The 18,487-nt window shown below is 63.9% G+C and carries 14 protein-coding genes; 7 read left to right on the forward strand and 7 right to left on the reverse strand.

The features are described from left to right. Nucleotides 1–107 precede the first annotated feature (107 nt). Together RBB42_RS04285 and RBB42_RS04290 are read left to right on the forward strand one after the other, a co-directional pair. Entirely contained in the window at nucleotides 108–887 is a 780-nt protein-coding gene (locus tag RBB42_RS04285) for an SDR family oxidoreductase (protein ID WP_305968272.1), read from the forward strand. Nucleotides 888–891: 4 nt separating this feature from the next. Further along, complete coding sequence (locus tag RBB42_RS04290) at nucleotides 892–2,031, forward strand: YhaZ family DNA alkylation repair protein (protein ID WP_305968273.1); 1,140 nt, start codon at nucleotides 892–894, stop codon at nucleotides 2,029–2,031. Nucleotides 2,032–2,037: 6 nt separating this feature from the next. Here RBB42_RS04290 and RBB42_RS04295 read toward each other — a convergent pair whose 3' ends face one another. The 3 genes from RBB42_RS04295 to RBB42_RS04305 all read right to left on the reverse strand — a co-directional run bounded on the left by RBB42_RS04295 (nucleotide 2,038) and on the right by RBB42_RS04305 (nucleotide 6,434). Beyond that, nucleotides 2,038–2,724 (reverse strand): M48 family metalloprotease, encoded by a 687-nt coding sequence (locus tag RBB42_RS04295; RefSeq protein ID WP_305968274.1) that lies wholly within the window; start codon nucleotides 2,722–2,724, stop codon nucleotides 2,038–2,040. 71 nt (nucleotides 2,725–2,795) lie between these two features. Then, nucleotides 2,796–4,955, reverse strand: coding sequence for a phosphoribosylformylglycinamidine synthase subunit PurL (gene purL / locus RBB42_RS04300; RefSeq protein WP_305968275.1), 2,160 nt, complete (start codon nucleotides 4,953–4,955; stop codon nucleotides 2,796–2,798). 573 nt (nucleotides 4,956–5,528) lie between these two features. After that, entirely contained in the window at nucleotides 5,529–6,434 is a 906-nt protein-coding gene (locus tag RBB42_RS04305; RefSeq protein ID WP_305968276.1) for a LysR family transcriptional regulator, read from the reverse strand. A gap of 165 nt (nucleotides 6,435–6,599) precedes the next feature. Here RBB42_RS04305 and RBB42_RS04310 point away from each other — a divergent pair, with 165 nt between their 5' ends. From RBB42_RS04310 to murI, 3 genes are all read left to right on the forward strand, one after another. After that, nucleotides 6,600–10,019: an indolepyruvate ferredoxin oxidoreductase family protein gene (locus tag RBB42_RS04310; protein WP_305968277.1), complete on the forward strand. Its 3,420-nt coding sequence runs from the start codon at nucleotides 6,600–6,602 to the stop codon at nucleotides 10,017–10,019. 114 nt (nucleotides 10,020–10,133) lie between these two features. Continuing rightward, on the forward strand, nucleotides 10,134–11,030 hold the full coding sequence (locus RBB42_RS04315; protein WP_305968307.1) for a lysophospholipid acyltransferase family protein: 897 nt from the start codon (nucleotides 10,134–10,136) through the stop codon (nucleotides 11,028–11,030). A 36-nt stretch (nucleotides 11,031–11,066) separates the two neighbouring features. Next, nucleotides 11,067–11,879 carry a glutamate racemase gene (gene murI, locus RBB42_RS04320; protein WP_305968278.1) on the forward strand — a complete coding sequence of 271 codons (813 nt, stop codon included), beginning with the start codon at nucleotides 11,067–11,069 and terminating at the stop codon, nucleotides 11,877–11,879. Nucleotides 11,880–11,904: 25 nt separating this feature from the next. Here the strand turns inward: murI and RBB42_RS04325 are convergent, their stop codons facing one another. Beyond that, nucleotides 11,905–12,648 (reverse strand): DUF3592 domain-containing protein, encoded by a 744-nt coding sequence (locus tag RBB42_RS04325; RefSeq protein ID WP_305968279.1) that lies wholly within the window; start codon nucleotides 12,646–12,648, stop codon nucleotides 11,905–11,907. Between the two features lie 239 nt (nucleotides 12,649–12,887). Between RBB42_RS04325 and argC the strand changes: the two genes are divergently transcribed. After that, nucleotides 12,888–13,916 carry an N-acetyl-gamma-glutamyl-phosphate reductase gene (argC, locus tag RBB42_RS04330; protein ID WP_305968280.1) on the forward strand — a complete coding sequence of 343 codons (1,029 nt, stop codon included), beginning with the start codon at nucleotides 12,888–12,890 and terminating at the stop codon, nucleotides 13,914–13,916. Nucleotides 13,917–14,130: 214 nt separating this feature from the next. Further along, complete coding sequence (ccmE, locus tag RBB42_RS04335) at nucleotides 14,131–14,580, forward strand: cytochrome c maturation protein CcmE (protein ID WP_305968281.1); 450 nt, start codon at nucleotides 14,131–14,133, stop codon at nucleotides 14,578–14,580. Here the strand turns inward: ccmE and RBB42_RS04340 are convergent. The 3 genes from RBB42_RS04340 to RBB42_RS04350 form a co-directional block, all read right to left on the reverse strand. Further along, entirely contained in the window at nucleotides 14,559–15,911 is a 1,353-nt protein-coding gene (locus RBB42_RS04340) for a sensor histidine kinase (protein WP_306043602.1), read from the reverse strand. The genes ccmE and RBB42_RS04340 overlap by 22 nt on opposite strands. 177 nt (nucleotides 15,912–16,088) lie before the next feature. Beyond that, nucleotides 16,089–17,363: a phosphopyruvate hydratase gene (gene eno / locus RBB42_RS04345; protein WP_305968283.1), complete on the reverse strand. Its 1,275-nt coding sequence runs from the start codon at nucleotides 17,361–17,363 to the stop codon at nucleotides 16,089–16,091. Between the two features lie 214 nt (nucleotides 17,364–17,577). Continuing rightward, nucleotides 17,578–18,447, reverse strand: coding sequence for a DMT family transporter (locus tag RBB42_RS04350; protein WP_305968284.1), 870 nt, complete (start codon nucleotides 18,445–18,447; stop codon nucleotides 17,578–17,580). Nucleotides 18,448–18,487: the final 40 nt, after the last annotated feature.

Genomic DNA, 18,487 nt, shown 5'->3' on the forward strand with positions numbered 1-18,487 from the left:
CACTGGATAGACGCGGTCGGCCATTGTATGCCAGCACAATGTGTCTTCAAATGGCCGCATCTCCGGCCTTTTGTCGACAAAAGGGAAACAGGAACAGGGAACAGAACATGGATCTGGGAATTCGCGGCAAGCGGGCGCTGGTATGCGCCTCGTCCAAGGGCCTGGGGCGCGGCTGTGCCGAGGCATTGGCTGAGGCGGGCGTCGACCTTGTGATGAACGCACGCGGCGCCGAAGCGCTGGAGGAAACCGCCCAGGACCTTCGGGATCGCTACCAGGTTTCGATCAAGACGGTCGCGGCGGACATCGTGTCGGAAGAGGGCCGTGCACGGGTGCTTGAAGAGGCGGGGGATGTCGACATCCTCGTGACCAACGCGGGCGGCCCGCCGCCGGGCATGTGGTCCGACTGGGGGCGCGAGGATTTCATCAAGGCGCTGGACGCCAACATGCTGACGCCCATCGCGTTGATGACCGCCATGATGCCCAAGATGATCGACAAGGGCTGGGGGCGGGTGGTCAATATCACCTCTGTCTCGGTCAAGGCGCCGGTGGCGGTTCTAGGCTTGTCCAATTCGGCCCGCACCGGGCTGACCGGCTATGTCGCGGGCACCGCGCGGCAGGTGGCGCCCGACGGGGTGATCGTCAACAACCTGCTGCCGGGGTTCCATGCCACCGACCGTGCCGATGCACTGGACGGCGCACGCGCCAAGGCGGCGGGGATCTCGATCGACGAGGCCCGGGCCGAACGCTATGCCACCGTCCCGGCCGGCCGCTACGGTACGCCGGAGGAATTCGGCAAGATGTGCGCCTTTCTCTGCTCGCAGCACTCCGGGTTCATCGTCGGCCAGAACATCCTGCTGGATGGCGGCGCCAGCAACATGACCATGTAACCACATGGCACGCGGACCGGACGGGCAGGGCGGCGGCGCGGGGTTTTCCCTTGCCGATCAATTGTTCAACGCGGACAGCTTGCGCGATCTCGCGCAGGACTATGCCGTTTTGCCCGGCTTTGACGCTGATCGTTTCCACGAGGAGGCGCTCGGCGGACTGGACGGGCGCGGCCTGCTCGAGCGGCTGGACTGGATCGCCACCTGTGTCGAGCGGCAGTTGCCCGGACCGTTCCCCGCGATGGCCGATGCGCTGGAGGCGGCCATGCCGCCACCCCTGGACCCGGCACTGAGCGATGATGACTTTGGCCGGTTCATCCACGCGGTGCCGGGCATCCTGGCCGTGCGGCATGGGCTGGAGGACCATCGCGACCGCGCGCTGGACCTGCTGTACGAGGCAACCAAACGGTTCTCGATGGAGTTCTATATCCGGCCCTTTCTGAACCGTTGGCCGGACGAGACCCTCGCCCGTCTGGACGCTTGGTCGGGGGACGACAACTATCACGTCCGGCGACTGGTCAGCGAGGGCACGCGCCCGCGCCTGCCCTGGGCTGCGAACATCACGCTGGACCCGGCGGTTCCGCTGCGCTTCCTTGACCGGCTGCACGCGGACAGGACGCGCTATGTCACGCGGTCGGTGGCCAATCACATGAACGACCTGTCCAAAGTCATGCCGGACCGGGTGGTGGCGCATCTGCGCGACTGGCAATCGCAGGGGCGGCAGGACACCAAGGAAATGGACTGGATCATCCGTCACGCCCTGCGCACGGCGGTCAAGCGGGGCGAAGCGCCGGCGCTGGAATTGCTGGGCTATCGCCCGGGCCAGGTCCGCGCGCGGATAGAGGGGCTGTCGGAAAACGTGCGGATCGGTGACGCGCTGGAATTCGACGTGCTGCTGGAGGCGGACGAGGCGCTGCCGGTGCTGGTGGATTTCCGCCTGCGGTTCAACCGTCCAAGGGGCGCGGCGGAAAAGGTCTACAAGCTGAAGACCGGCAAGCTGCTCCCGGGACAGACACTGCGCCTGTCCAAGCGCCATACGCTCAAGGGCAATGCCACCACCTATACCCTGCATCCCGGCCTTCACCGGATCATCGTGCAGGTCAACGGGCAGGATGTGGCAGAGGCAGAGTTCGACCTGACGGCCTGAACAGGCTCAGCCCTGGTCCCAGCGCGTCTCGAGCACTTCCAGTGCCTTGATCCGTTCGGATGTCTTCGGGTGTGACATCAGCCATGCCGGCACGGCGCCGGCACGCGACCTGGTCAGATCCTCGAGCTTGCCGAACAGCGACTTCTGTGGCGCCACACCGATGCCGGCCTTGGTCAACAGGGCGGCCGCATAGGCGTCGGCCTCGTATTCGTCAGTGCGCGACAGACGTGCCGCCAAGAGCGAGGCCAGTCCGTTGGCAATGAAGACGCCGATGCCGGGCAGGATGCGCCCGAGGACCATCGCCAGGGCAGTTCGCAGGGCGTTCTGCCCGGAAAAATCGATCATTCGCCGCCGTGTGTGCCCGAGGGCAACATGGCCCAGTTCGTGGGCGATCACGCTGGCCAATTCCTCGGCGCTGACCTCGCCCTGCTGATATTTGCGATAGAAGCCGCGCGTGATGAAGATCCGCCCGTCCGGCGCTGCAAGCCCGTTGATCGGGTCGATCTCGTAGATGTTCACGCGGATGCGGGGCAGGTCCAGCGCGGCGGCCATGCGGTCGGTCAACCGCTTCAGCTTGGGGTCGGCCAGTTCCGTTGACTGGGAATCCAGCTCCTTCGCCGTGCGCCAGGCGGAAAAGCGGTAGTAGATCAGCCCATAGGCCAGGGCGAGCAGGATCGGGGTCAGCTTCAGCATGAGGGGAATATGGGGCGGAACGCCGCCCTCGGAAAGGTGGCGTTTCCGCGTTTTCCGTCATTTGCCGCAGCTCAGCCGAAATGCTGTTCCAGCGCCCCCTTCGACAGGTCAACCAGTTCTGCCAAGGGCGCTTCGGATTTGCCGAAGCGAACCTTGTCGCCGGTAAAGCGGCCCACGGCGGTTATCGGCACCCCGGCCTGGCCTGCGGCGATCATCAGCGCCTCGGCCGAGTCGAAGTTGCAGGCGATCAGGTAACGGCCCTGATCCTCGCCGAACAAGGTGGCCGTGTCATCGGTGTCCAGGTGCAGGCCCACGCCCGAGGCTGCGGCCATTTCGAAAGCTGCAAGGGCCAGCCCGCCATCCGAGAGGTCGGTACAGCAGCGGATCCAGTCACGGTTGGCGCGGATGAATTCACCGGTCGCCTTCTCGGCGGCGAGGTCGACCGCAGGCGCGTCACCTTCTTCGCGGTTGAACACCTCGTAGAGCAGGGCGGATTGTCCAAGGTGGCCTTCGGTTTCGCCGACCAAAAGAGCGACATGGCCGTCGCGCGCGTAGTCGAGGATCGGTTCCTCGTCCGCCGCGATCAGGCCCACTGCGCCGATGGTTGGCGTCGGCAGGATGCCTTGACCGTCGGTTTCATTGTAAAGCGAGACGTTGCCCGAGACGATCGGCATGTCCAGCGCAAGGCAGGCCTGACCGATGCCGTCCAGCGCGCCGACGAACTGGCCCATGATCTCGGGCTTTTCGGGGTTCCCGAAGTTCAGGTTGTCGGTTGTGGCCAAAGGCTTGGCCCCCACCGCGCAGAGGTTGCGATAGGCCTCTGCCACCGCCTGCTTGCCACCCTCGACCGGGTTGGCCTTGACGTAGCGGGGGGTCACGTCACTGGTGAAGGCCAACTTCTTGTGGGTGCCATGCACGCGGATGACGCCGGCGCCAAAACCGGGCACGCGCATGGTGTCGGCCATGACCTGGCTGTCGTATTGCTCGTAGATCCAAGACCGCGCGCAGTAGTTGGGGCTGGACACCAGCATTTTCAGCGCGTCCACGGGATCGACCTGCGGCACGTCCTCGAGGGGCGCAGGCGGTTCGGTCGGCTCCCAAGGGCGGTCGTATTCCGGGGCAGAGGACGACAGGCGCGACAGGGGCATGTCCGCCTTGCATTCGCCGTTGTGCATGATCAGGAAGCGATCCTCGGGGATCGTTTCGCCGACGATGGCAAAGTCCAGGTCCCACTTGTCGAAGACGGCCTTGGCCTCGGCCTCTTTCGCGGGGTCCAGCACCATGAGCATCCGCTCCTGGCTTTCGGACAGCATCATCTCGTAGGCGGTCATGTTGGTTTCGCGCTGGGGCACGTTCTCCAGGTCCAGCCGGATGCCCAGTTGGCCTTTGTCGCCCATTTCGACCGCAGAACAGGTCAGGCCCGCCGCGCCCATGTCCTGGATGGAAATGACGGCGCCGGTCTGCATCAGTTCCAGCGTCGCTTCCATCAGACGTTTTTCGGTGAAAGGGTCACCGACCTGGACGGTGGGGCGCTTTTCCTCGATCGACTCGTCGAACTCGGCGCTGGCCATCGTCGCACCGCCGACACCGTCGCGGCCCGTCTTGGCGCCCAAATAGACCACCGGGCGGCCGACGCCGCTGGCGGCGGAGTAAAAGATCTTGTCCGCATCGGCCAGCCCGGCCGCAAAGGCGTTCACCAGGCAGTTGCCGTTGTAAGCGGGGTGGAACCGGGCCTCGCCGCCGACCGTGGGCACGCCGAAGGCGTTGCCGTAGCCGCCGATCCCTTCGACCACCCCATGTACCAGCTGGCGGGTTTTCGGGTGGTTCTTTTCGCCAAAGCTAAGCGAGTTCATCGCCGCGATGGGCCGCGCGCCCATCGTGAAGACGTCGCGCAGGATGCCGCCCACGCCGGTGGCCGCGCCCTGGTAGGGTTCGATGTACGAGGGGTGGTTGTGGCTTTCCATCTTGAAGACCACGGCCTGGCCGTCGCCGATGTCCACGACGCCAGCGTTCTCACCCGGGCCGCAGATCACCTGAGGGCCGCTGGTCGGCAGTTTCTTCAGGTGGATCTTGGATGACTTGTAGGAACAGTGTTCGTTCCACATGGCCGAGAAAATGCCCAGCTCGGTAAAGCTGGGTTCGCGATTCAGGATACGCAGGATCTCGGCGTATTCGTCGGGCTTGATCCCGTGCGCCTCGATCAGCTCTTCGGTGATGGCCGGTTCCTGCATCGTTTTTCCCCCGTCTGCACTGTCGAGCGGTCTTTACGCGATGGCTAGACGCAGGGAAAGGGGGCGCATGTGCGCGGATGCTATTCATGCTGCAGGTGCGAAGGGAGAGGAGGGCGCCGCCCTTGGGCTTGGGTCCTTCAAGCGAACCCTTGGCGGAGCGAATCTTCCGCCACTCTCCCTACGCGTGCAACGGCGAAATGTGCCGGGATGTGAATTTTCGGCCATTTGTCAGAGCGGGTGATGAAAAAGATGGCAATTCTCACTGGCCGCTATTGATTGACGTTTGGTCACCTGTTGGCCTGCGATCCAGATCAAGCGACCGTCGTGTCATGCGCCACAGGATCTGGTGGAAATTCAGACACCAACGGTTGGGCCAAAAAAAAGGCCGAGCACAAAGCTCGGCCGAAGTCCAACAGGGAGGTATGAAGATGAACCGCGATTGAGCGTTTCATCGTTCGTCTGCCGAATATGTCATCACGACTGACTCGATCAAGTCATTTCACGTCGCAGTCGCAGCATTCCCGCTATGCGTGATGCGCATACCACAGTGATTCATGCGCGTTTAGGGCGAGTTCAGTCGTCTCCCATCGCGCGAACCTGGCGGCGATGGGCCATGATTTCTTCCTGAACGAAGTCGCGGAAAGCGGCTACACGCTTGGATTGTCTCAACTCTTCCGGGTACGCGAGGAACACCGGCACTTCGACCGACTCGACCGCGGGGAGGACGCGCACGACATTGGGGAAGTCCTCGATGATGTAATCGGGCAAGACACCGATTCCGAGGTTCGAGATCACGGCCTGCAACACGCCGAAATAGTTGTTCACGGTCAGCGTGGCCGGCAATTCGTAGGTCAGCAGTTCCTGGACCAGCGCCTTGCCCGAGGCGACCTGCGCCGAATTCGGATTCTGGCAGATCAGCCGGTGGGCCTTCATGTCCGCCAACGCCTTGGGTTCGCCGTGCGCCTCAAGGTATTGCGGCGATGCGTAGAGCCGCATCCGGATGCTCATCAGCCGCTTGCGGATAAGATCGGCCTGGCTGGGTTCCTTCATGCGGATGGCCACGTCGGCCTCGCGCATGGGCAGGTCCAACACGCGTTCCTCCAGCATCAGGTCGATGTTCAGCTCGGGGTACTTCTCGTACAGCTTGGTCAGCCGCGGTGCCAGCCAGAGCACGCCGAAGCCATGCGTGGTGGTCACGCGCAGCTTTCCAAAGACCTCTTCCTCGCTGTCGCGGATGCGGGCGGTGGCCGCGTCGATCCGCTTGATCATGGCAATCGTCGCGTCGAACAGCAATTCACCCTGTTCCGTCAGGATCAGCCCTCGGGCGTGGCGGTGGAACAGGGTGGTGTTCAGCGATTCCTCGAGCGCACGGATCTGCCGCGACACCGCCGATTGGGACAGGTGCAGCGTATCGCCCGCGTGCGTGAGGCTGCCTGCATCAGCAACCGCGTGAAATATTCTGAGCTTATCCCAATCCATGTCACCACAGTCTTGTTTGTCTGTCTCCTTATACGACAGAATGCGTTTGTTAAGGGCTATACAGGACTAACACGTCATTTTGGCGTTATTTTACCTGTTCAGGTCATACTTTCTGACCTATATTTCATCGTGAATGCACATATCTTCTGCGTTAGGAGGCGCGCGATGAGCAAGCACCAGATTACGCTGAACGACCGGTTCGACCTGGACAAGGACAAGGTTCTGCTGAACGGGACCCAGGCCCTTGTCCGACTGATGCTGACCCAGAAGGCCCGCGACCGGGCCGCCGGGCTCAACACCGCAGGCTATGTCACCGGTTACCGGGGGTCCCCGCTGGGCGCGGTCGACATGCAGATGCGCCGGGCCGAAAAGCACTTGCGCGCCGCCGATGTGAAATTCGAGGAAGGGTTGAACGAAGACCTGGCCGCGACCGCGCTCTGGGGCAGCCAGCAGGCGGAATTGCGCGGCGAGGGCAAGTTCGATGGTGTCTTTGGCCTCTGGTACGGCAAGGGGCCGGGCGTAGACCGCTCCGGCGATGCCATGCGCCATGCCAACATGGCGGGCACGTCGCAACATGGTGGCGTGCTGATGGCGATGGGGGACGACCATACCGGCGAATCCTCCACCGTGCTGCACCAGTCCGAATGGGCCTTGGTGGATGCCTACATGCCCGTCGTCTCGCCCGCCGGCGTGCAGGAAATCCTGGACTACGGCCTTTACGGCTATGCATTGTCGCGCTTTTCCGGCCTCTGGGTCGGCCTCAAGACGATGAAGGACACGATCGAGGCGACGGCGGTCGTCGATGGCCGGCCGGACCGGGTACAACTGGTCATGCCTGACTTCGACATGCCCGAGGGCGGGCTGAACATTCGCCTCCAGGATACTCCGCATGCGCAAGAGGCGCGGATGATCGACTACAAGCGTTTCGCCGCCGAGGCGTTTTCCCGTGCCAACGGCATGGACAAACGCATGTGGGGCAAGCCGGGCGCCAAGATCGGCCTGGTGGCCGCGGGCAAGAACTGGCTCGACCTGCAACACGCCATGTCGCTGCTTGGCATCGACGAGGGCGAGGCTGAGCGGTTGGGGATCACGACCTACAAGGTCGGGCAGGTCTTTCCGCTGGACATGCAGGGGTTCTACGACTGGGCCGAAGGGCTCGACCTGATCGTGGTCATCGAGGAAAAGCGCAAGCTGATCGAGGTCCAGATCAAGGAGGCCCTGTTCGACAACCGCCAGGGCCGCCGCGTCTATGGCTGGTACAAGGGCGGGGCAGGCGGGATGCATCGGGATGAGCTGTTCCCGACACGCGGCGCGCTGGACCCCACCTGGATCGCGCGCAAGCTGGGCGAGATCTTTGTAGAAGAGGGCCGGGGCACAGACCGGATCAAGGCCGGGCTGACGCAGATCGAAGAGGCAGCGCGGGCGGACAACCTGCCCGAGATTGCCGCCCGTCTGCCCTATTTCTGCGCCGGGTGTCCGCACAACAGTTCGACCAAGGTGCCCGAGGGCAGCCGCGCCTATGCCGGCATCGGCTGTCACTACATGGTGCAGTGGATGGACCGCGAGACATTGGGCTTTACCCACATGGGGGCCGAGGGCGCGAACTGGATCGGCGAGGCACCGTTTTCCAAGCGTCCCCATGTGTTCCAGAACCTGGGCGATGGCACCTATAACCACTCCGGTGTGCAGGCGATCCGCGCCGCGCTCGCCGCAGGCACCAACATCACCTACAAGATCCTTTTCAACGATGCCGTCGCCATGACCGGCGGGCAGAAGAACGAGGGCGGGCTGACGCCGCAGCGCATTGCCGCCGAGGTCAAGGCGATGGGCGTCGAATCCGTCGCCGTCGTCTACGACGAAAAGGAAGAGGTGAACCCTGCCTCCTTTCCGGACGGCGTGCAGACATTCGAGCGGGCAGAGATGGAGACCGTGCAGAAACGCATGGCGCAGACAGAGGGTGTCACCGCCATCATCTACGTCCAGACCTGCGCCGCCGAGAAACGTCGCCGCCGCAAGCGCGGAAATTTCCCGGACCCGGATCAGCGCGTCTTCATCAACACCGATGTCTGCGAGGGCTGCGGCGATTGCGGGGTGCAGTCGAACTGCGTGGCCATTACCCCCAAGGAAACCGAACTTGGGCGCAAGCGCGAGATCGATCAGAGCGCCTGCAACAAGGACTTTTCCTGCCTCAAGGGCTTTTGCCCCTCCTTCGTGACCCTCGAGGGGGCGCAGGTCAAGAAATCCGCGACCACCGAACTGCACCTGCCCGAGATGCCCGCGCCAGAGTTGCCGGCGATCGACGGCACGCATAACGTCGTCATCACCGGCGTCGGTGGCACCGGCGTCGTGACCATCGGCGCCGTGTTGGCGCAGGCGGCGCAGATCGACGGCAAAGGCGCGGCAATGATGGAAATGGCGGGTCTCGCGCAGAAGGGCGGGGCGGTGCATATCCACCTGCGGCTGGCTGAACAGCCCTCGGACATCAGTGCCGTGCGCGTCGCCACCGGCGAAGCCCATGCGCTGATCGGTGGCGACCTAGTGGTCTCTGCCGGGTCCAAGACGCTGGGCTTGACCCGCACCGGCCAGACCGGCGCGGTGGTCAACAGCCATGAGATCATCACTGGCGATTTCACCCGCGACACGGAATTCACCCTGCCTACCGACCAGTTGCGCCTTGCGCTGGAGGCGCGCCTGCAGGAGCGGGTGGCGTTCTTCGACGCCTCGGAACTGGCCCGCGCGACGCTGGGCGACTCGATCTTTTCCAACATGATGATCCTGGGCGCGGCCTGGCAGCAGGGCCTGATCCCGCTGGGCCACGAGGCCATTGCCGAGGCGGTCGAGCTGAACGGCGCGGCTGTGGACAAGAACCTGCGCGCCTTCGAGATCGGCCGCTGGGCCGTTCTGCACCCGCAAGAGGCCCGCGAACTGCTGACGCCCAAGGTTGTGGCCAAGCCGAAAAGCGTGGATGAAAGGATCGCCTTCCGTGCCGACCACCTGGTGAAATACCAGGGCAAGGGGCTGGCGAAACGCTATCGCAAGCTGGTCGACGGGATCGAGGACAAGCGCCTGAAAGAGGCCGTTGCCAAGGGCTATCACAAGCTGCTTGCCTACAAGGACGAATACGAGGTTGCTCGGCTGCTGCTGGAAACCCGCGACAAGGCTTCGGGCACCTTCGATGGCGATTTCAGGATGACCTTCCATCTTGCGCCGCCGATCCTGTCGAAGACCGGCGCGGACGGGCGCCCGGTGAAAAAGGCCTTTGGCGAAGGCATGTTGCGCTGGTTCCGACTGCTAGCCCGCTTGAAGGGTCTGCGCGGCACGCCGCTGGACATCTTTGGCCGCAGCGAAGAACGCCGCATGGAGCGCGCGTTGATCAAGCAGTACGAGGCCGACATGGCCGAATGGCTGCCCAAGGCGCGCCCCGAGACGATGGATGCGCTGGTTGCCCTGGCAGAACTGCCGCTGCAGATCCGCGGTTTCGGCCCGGTCAAGGCCCAGAACGAAGCCAAGGCCGCCAAGCGGCGCGAGGAGCTGCTTTCGGTCCTGCGGCAGGGCGGAACCCCCTTGAAGGAGGCGGCGGAGTAAGGGAAAAGGCGCCCGCGCCAGGTCACGAAAGCTTCATCGGAATGTCACAAATTCTGGTCACAACGGTCGAACGACAGTAAAATGGCAATCGATACCAAGAAGGACCCGTTGCCGATGCCGAACCGGCGTCAGATTGCACGTGACATTTCGTACAGTTATTCCGCCAGTACGCGGGGTGGGCGTGCCATGATCCGGCTGATGGAAAACGCCACGGGCCGGATCGGTCTGATCCGGCGCGCCGAAGGGTACGAACACGAGGTCGCGCAGGGGCGGGATTTCTGGCAGGTCATGGTCGAACGCTATGGCCTTGGCCTCGAGGTGATCGGCGGTAGCCTCGACAATCTGCCCAAGGACGGGCCCCTGATCGTCATTGCCAATCACCCCTATGGCATCCTTGACGGGCTTATGCTGGGCCATATCCTGTCTGTCGTGCGCGGCGATTTCCGCATCCTGGCGCACAAGATCTTTCGCAAGGCGCAAGAGCTGGACCGGATCGTCCTGCCTGTCAGTTTCGAAGAGACGAAAGAAGCGGTTCAGCAGAACCTGGCGACCCGGAAAGAGGCGTTGGACTATCTCGCCGGCGGTGGCTGCATCGGGATCTTTCCGGGGGGCACCGTGGCCACGGCGGGCAAGCCCTTTGGCCGGCCGATGGACCCGGGCTGGCGGACCTTCACCGCCCGGATGATCGCCAAATCCAACGCAACGGTTGTCCCGATCTATTTCGACGGACACACCTCGCGGCTGTTCCAGTTGGCCAGCCACCTGCACACGACCTTGCGGATGGGCCTGCTCATCAAGGAATTCCGCAAACGCGTGGACACGCCCGTGCGCGTCGCCATCGGCGAGGCGATCCCGCGCGCGGAAATCGACGCCCGGGCCAAGGACGCGCGGGCGATGATGGATTTCCTGCGCAAAGCGACTTATGAGCTTTCTCCGACTCCCCTGACGTCTTACGACTACGGGTTCGAGTTCGAAGCGAAACACAAGGAAAAGCCGAAGGCGCGCCACTGACAAGACGCGCCGCAGGGCAGGCGGGAGCGCAAGAGCATGGCGGTAGGGATCTTCGACAGCGGCCTGGGCGGGTTGACGGTGCTGGATGCGGTATCGAAACGCCTGCCGGATGTGCCCTTTGTCTATTTCGGTGACAACAGGCACGCGCCCTACGGTGTGCGCGATGCCGATGACGTCTACAACCTGACCTGCGCGGCGACGGAACGGCTGTGGGAGGCGGGCTGTGACCTGGTGATCCTGGCCTGCAACACGGCCTCGGCAGCGGCGCTGCGCCGGATGCAGGAAAGCTGGATCCCCCGTGACAAGCGCGTGCTGGGCGTCTTTGTACCGCTGATCGAGGCGCTGACCGAACGTCAGTGGGGCGACAATTCCCCCCCGCGCGAAGTGGCCGTCAAACATGTCGCCCTGTTCGCGACGCCCGCCACCGTCCGCAGCCGTGCCTTCCAGCGCGAGCTGGCCTTCCGCGCCATCGGCGTCGATGTCGAGGCGCAGGCCTGTGGCGGTCTTGTCGATGCGATCGAAGAGGGCGACATGATCCTGGCAGAGGCCCTGGTGCACAGTCATGTCGATGCGCTGAAACGCAAGATGCCGGACCCGGAGGCCGCGATCCTTGGCTGCACCCATTACCCTCTCATGCAGAACATCTTTCAGGAAGCACTGGGACCGGACGTGTCGGTCTATTCGCAGGCCAACCTGGTGGCGGAATCGCTCTCGGACTACTTGCAGCGGCATCCGGACATGATGGGCCCTGGTACGGAAAGCGGTTTCCTGACCACGGGCAATCCGCTGAAAGTCTCGCAGAACGCCACGCAGTTCCTGCGCCGCAAGATCACGTTCGAGGCCGCCTGAGCGGGGGTGATCGCCCTCTGCCAGGCTAGTCCGACGTGCCGGGCCGTTCGCCTACGTCGCCGGACCACCAGGCGCGCTTGATCCCCTGGTAGACAGTGATTTCCTGACCGGGCTGGTAGGGGCTCAACTGGTGTTCCTTGTAGGCAAGGCTTTCACCGTGGCGCCCGTCTTGTTCTTCCCAGGTCAGGCGATAGCGATAGCGGTTGTTGACGCGGTAATTGGTGCGCTTGGTGCCCGTCACGCGCGCGGTTTCGCGCGTGCCGTATCGTCTTGCCCGTACGGCGGCCACCGCCTTGCGTCCGGGGAACCACATGGCCACCAGGGCCGCGATGCCAAAGACCAGCGCAATCCACCGCGTGATGATCGACGCGGTCCGGTTTTCGCCACGCCGCAGTTCGGTCGTCTCGGGCTCGCTTTCCAGGTACCAGATCGGCACCCGATCCCCGATGTCACTGTTGCGATAGAGGCTGGAGCCGACAGAGCGCGTGAGATTGACCGTTTCTCCTCTGTTGGTTTCGAAGCGGAGCTGGAAGTAGTAGGTGACTTCGCGGTCGCCGTCGCTGTCGGTGGTGACGCGCTGGTACTTGTCTAGCAGGTCGGCGGCCGTCTCGCGCCCCTCGGCGTCGAACCGATGTGCCAGATTCAACGAGATGTGGCTGATGAAGGTCAGGATCGAGAGGATTAGCACGAAGATGAGCGTGAGCCATCCGCCCATGCGCCAAAACAACCGCCAGAGCGGTACGGGTCTGTCACCTGCAACCTGTGCCATGTCGGCATATTGGCGGCGCTCGTGCCGCGGATCAACAGTACAGGTCGGGTTTTCGCCATTGATTGCAGGAAAGCGGGCGGCTATAGGCTTTGGTCAAAGGAGCCCCGTCATGATCGCCTTTCACGCCCCGCGCCTGCGACGATGACCCGGTTGCCGCCCCAATCGGCGGCGCCTCTCTCCTTTGCTTCCCGCATTTCGCGCGGTGCGACCCGTGCGCCCCTTTCTGCAGGTGACCTGACATGACCCATTCCATCGCCATCATCGGTGCGTCCGGCTATACCGGGGCCGAGCTGATCCGGTTGATCGCCACCCATCCTTCGTTCGAAATCAAGGCACTGGCCGCCAATTCCAAGGCCGGGCAAAGCATGGCGCAAGTCTTTCCGCACCTGCGCCACCTGGACCTGCCGGACCTGGTAACTTGGGAGCAGATCGATTTTGCCGAGATCGACCTGTGTTTCTGCGCCCTGCCGCACAAGACCAGCCAGGAGGTGATCTCGCAACTGCCGAAATCGGTGAAGATCGTCGACCTCTCGGCGGACTTCCGGCTGCGCGATCCGTTGGGCTACGAGAAGTGGTACGGCAACGCGCATGTGGCCGTGGAGACCCAGGCAGAGGCGGTCTATGGTCTGACCGAGTTCTACCGCGAGCAGATCAGTGGCGCGCGGCTGGTGGCTGGCACCGGCTGCAACGCGGCAACCGGGCAATACATCCTGCGGCCGCTGATTTCGGGCGGGTTGATCGACCTCGAAGAGATCATCCTGGACCTGCAATGCGGTGTCAGTGGCGCAGGGCGGTCGCTGAAGGAAAACCTGCTGCACGCGGAACTGTCGGAGGGCACCAATGCCTATGCGGTCGGTGGGACGCACCGGCACCTGGGCGAGTTCGACCAGGAGTTCAGCGCGCTTGCGGGCCGCCCGGTCGAGATCCAGTTCACGCCGCACCTTGGGCCTTTCAACCGGGGCATCCTGGCGACCGCCTACGTCAAGGGGGATCCGCAGGCGATCCATGCCGCGCTGGCAGCGGCCTATGCGGAGGAGCCTTTTGTCGAGGTTCTGCCCCTTGGCGAGACGCCGTCGACCCATCATGTGCGCGGGTCGAACTTTTGCCACGTCGGGGTCAGCGCCGACCGGCGCCCGGGGCGGGCGATCATCGTGGCCGCGCTGGACAACCTGACCAAGGGCAGCTCCGGGCAGGCGTTGCAGAACGCCAATTTGATGCTGGGCGAGGCGGAAACCGCGGGCCTGATGCTGGCGCCCTGTTTCCCCTGATCCAAAGGGGCGCGCGGGCCGCGCGCACATGGTGTTTTGCGTTCAGGCCACGCAGGCCTTGAGGAGAGCGCTGCCCTCCTCAAACATCCTCCCGGATGTATTTGGGGCCCAAAGAAGCCGGGAGGCGCGGCAAATTGTGCAGGGGCCTCCCCAAGGGACCGCGGTTTCTCTATATTTGCGCCAAAGCTTCGCGACGCGGTGAAAGAGGATCCACATGGCCCTGAAGTCCCTCAAGAAACAAAGGCGGATCCAGATCGTTGCGCTGGCCGCGGTGGCGTTGATCGTCTCGACTGTCTTGATCGGCTATGCCATGCGCGACGGTATCAACTTCTTTCGGTCGCCCAGCCAGGTGATGGAGGAACCGCCTGCACCGAACGAGGTGTTCCGCATCGGCGGGCTGGTCGAGGAAGGGTCATTGGTGCGCGGCGCGGGCGAGCAGGTCCGGTTCAGTGTGACCGATGGCGGCGCGACCGTGCCTGTGGTCTACACCGGCGTTCTGCCGGACCTTTTCGAGGAGAACCAGGGCATGGTCGGCACCGGTCGTTACGTGGACGGCGTGTTCGAGGCCTCGGAGATCCTGGCCAAGCACGACGAAACCTACATGCCCAAGGAAGTGGTCGACGCGCTGAAGGAACAGGGCATCTACCAGGAACCCGAGAGCTGAGCGTCGGACGTGCCCGGCGTGTTGCCGGCCGCTTCGACGAGGTAGAGCACGACGCGCAACCCGCCGCGTAGCGGGCGGTCCAGCATCATGCCGCCGCCGGATTGTCGCGTGAAGCCGGCGACCGAGGACAGGCCGAGGCCGCGGCCTTCGTGCGGGGGCTTGGTGGTGTAGAAGGGTTCGGCCAGGCGCGGCAAGGCCTCTTCGGGTACGCCGGGCCCGTTATCCTCGACGATCAGCGCGACATAGGGCGGGGGGGCCTCGGGCGAGGGGGTCAGCCCCTTGGCGGAGCCGCGACGTTCCGCCGTGATCCGGATCGTCCCGTGTCCGCCCGTCGCCTCTTGCGCGTTCAGGCAAAGCTGAATGGCGCAGGTTTCCAGCATGTCGCGGTCGGCCAGAGCCACGAGCGGGTCGGTCGGGGGCGCCGTCTCGACCCGCATGTCGGGGCCGAGCATGTCGCTCAGGACTTCGGCCAGATCGAAGAGGAACGCCTCCATCGGGATGGGGGCGGGGGACAGACGGGTGCGGCCGCTGGCGACCATGAGTTGGCGGACCGTGACTGCCGCGCGCCCGGCAGCGGCGCGGCTTTCCTCGATGGCGGCCTGGCGTTCATGGGCATCGGGCAGGGTCTCGAAGAGCTCGAGATTTCCCAGGATGACGGTCAGCTGGTTGTTGAATTCATGCGCGACACCGCCGACGAACTGCCCCAGGGCGCGGGCCATTTGGGCGCTGGCATAGCGTTTCTGGGCGGTGCGCAGATCGGCCTGCAGACGCCAGGCCACGATCATCGACCCGATATAGTAGCCGAGCACTGCCAGGGTGACGAAGGCGACGAGCAGACGGTCGGTCCAGTCGTTCAAAAGCGGTTGCAGCAGGACGACGAGCGACAGCATCATGATGGAGACCAGGGCACAATCGGCGACCAGCAGACCGGATTCGCGCTGTGGCCGTTGCAGGGTATATAGCGCGTAGCCCACAAGACCCGCCGCGCCTGCGAAGGTCGTGCCGGGGGTCATTTGTTCGGCCACGAGGTAGAGTGGAAGCGCCAGGAAACAGAGACCGGCCAGGACATAGCTGGCCAACGCGCCCCAGTAGCGAAACCGTGCCGGGCATTGTCTCAGCCGAAGCAGCTGGACGGCCAGCCCGCCTTCGAAGACCAGGTAGGCCGCGCCCCACGCCAAAGCGATCTGACGGTCGATAAAAAGCAGCAAGACGATGGCGGCCACGGCGATGACGGCAAAGCGGAGAACGATCTCGAGCGGCGACCCGAATTCGGCGCGTCGCATATCGTCCAGCCGGGACTGGTAGCTGTCACGGGAGGGGAGCCGGGCCATTTCCTGCGTCTCTCCACCGGGGCCGCGCGAACCTGCGGCTGTGATCACGATAAAACATGGCTCAGGGTACGCAATCTCCCGCGCCGCGTCACTTGCATTATTCGGAATGCTACCCGAATGAACAGGGCCCGAAGGTGTGTCTTGGGGCCCTGCTAAGATTATGAAACCAAAAGGTTGTCAGCGAAGGATGCTGCGTCCCGCATAGATTGCGGTGTCTTCCAGAATCTCCTCGATCCGGATCAGCTGGTTGTATTTCGCCAACCGGTCCGACCGCGCCAGCGAGCCGGTCTTGATCTGGCCGCAATTGGTGGCAACGGCAAGGTCGGCGATGGTCGCGTCCTCGGTCTCGCCGGACCGGTGCGACATCACGTTGGTCATGCGCGCCCGGTGCGCCATGTCGACCGCCTGCAGCGTTTCCGTGAGCGTGCCGATCTGGTTGACCTTGACCAGCATCGAGTTCGCGGAGCCGCGCTCGATGCCCATCGCCAGGCGGGCAGGGTTGGTCACGAAAAGGTCGTCGCCCACCAGTTGCACCTTGTCGCCCAGGGCGTCGGTCAGCATCTTCCAGCCGTCCCAGTCATCCTCGGCGCAACCGTCCTCGATCGAGATGATCGGGTATTCGGCGCAGAGCTTGGCCAGATAATCGACGTTCTCGGCGGAGGTCAGCGACAGGCCCTCGCCTTTCATCTCGTACTTGCCGTCCTTGAAATACTCTGTCGAGGCGGCGTCCAGCGCGAGGTACATGTCCTCGCCCGGCTTGTAGCCGGCCTTTTCGATCGACTTCAGGATGAAATCCAGCGCGTCGCGGGTGCCTTTGAGCTCCGGGGCAAAGCCGCCTTCGTCGCCGAGGCCTGTGGACATTCCTGCCGAGGACAGTTCCTTTTTCAGCGTGTGGAACACTTCGGAGCCCATGCGCACCGCTTCGCGGATGTCGCTTGCGGCGACCGGCATGATCATGAATTCCTGGATGTCGATCGGGTTGTCGGCATGTTCGCCGCCGTTGATGATGTTCATCATCGGCACTGGCAGGGTGCGGGCCGAGGTGCCGCCAACATAGCGGAACAGCGGTTGGCCGGTGAATTCGGCGGCGGCCTTTGCCACGGCCAGCGACACGCCGAGGATGGCATTGGCGCCCAGGCGTCCCTTGTTCTCGGTTCCGTCGAGTTCGCACATGGCAAGGTCGATGGCGACCTGTTCGGTGGCGTCAAAACCCAGGATCGCCTCGGCCAGTTCGCCGTTCACGGAGGCCACGGCATCCAGAACGCCCTTGCCCATGTAGCGGGCCTTGTCGCCGTCGCGCTTTTCAACCGCTTCGTGCACGCCGGTCGAGGCGCCCGAAGGCACCGCCGCGCGGCCCATCGATCCGTCTTCGAGGGTGACGTCGACTTCGACGGTGGGATTGCCGCGGCTGTCGAGGATCTCGCGCGCGTGGATGTCGATAATGGTGCTCATGGATCTGGTCCCTCAAGGCTGTCCGTTCGCCGGTTTCATAACAGGCGCGCGGCGAAAGTAAATGTGAGTGATAGCGCTAACGATCCTTTGTACCCGAGGGTGGCGCTAACGTCGCGCCATGGCGGCCCGGGGCACGGCGAGCCGAAGCAAGTAGAAATTCTTTCTTTGTAACCCCTTGAGGACGTTCCGTCACCCAAGAGCGGGCACGGAAGTGTCAGGCCGTTGCCGCGCGCGCCAGTCGCCGCTCGCGCAGGAAGGTATAAAGCCCCGCAAGGAGGATCAGGGCAGAGCCTGCCAGCGTCCAGAAATCCGGACGGTCACCGAAGATCAGCACGCCCAGCCCGGTGGTGAAGACCAGCCGCGTATATCGGAACGGCGCCACGATCGAGGCCGGAGCCAGCCGCATGGCCGAGGTGATGGCCAGATAGCCCGAGGTCGTGACCACGACCGCACCAAGGATCGGCCAGAGGGCCGCGGGTGTATAGCTGCTGTTGCCCGAGGCCATGAGCCACAGGATGCTGCCCGGCAGGAGTGTCACAAAGAACCCCCATGTCGAGATGGCAAGGGCCGGGATATGCGAAGGCGACAGGCGCGTAACCAGATCCCGAGCGGACAGTCCGGCGATGCCCATCACGGCAAAAAGCTCCCACCCGGTGAAACCTGCGCCCATTGGGCGGATGACCATCAACATGCCGACGATGCCTACGCCTACGGCGGTCCAGCGGCGCCAGCCGACCTGTTCCTTGAGAAAGATCGCCGCGCCGAGGGTCACGATCAGCGGCCCGGCTTGCAGGATGGCCGCAAAGACCGGCAGCGAGACGTATTTCAGTCCAAAGACGAGGCCGATGGCACCGATGATCTCGAAGAGATTGCGCAAAAGGACCATCGGGTGCAGCGCGTCCCGCGTCCAAAGCGGCACCCGCATCACGGAGGCCATGGCAATGAACAGCATCGTTCCGCCAAGCCCGACCATGGTCATGACCTGACCGATGGGCGCGACCTGCGTTGCCAGCTTGAAAAAGGCATCGGCCCCGGCCAGCAGGGCCATGGAGAGGATCATCAGGGAAATGGCGCGCAGGATCATGCGGGCGCCTTCGCGGGGCGGGTGCGGGTCATGCCGGGGC

Source organism: Mameliella sp. MMSF_3455 (assembly GCF_030733205.1).
In the GTDB taxonomy this organism is placed as follows: Bacteria; Pseudomonadota; Alphaproteobacteria; order Rhodobacterales; family Rhodobacteraceae; genus Antarctobacter.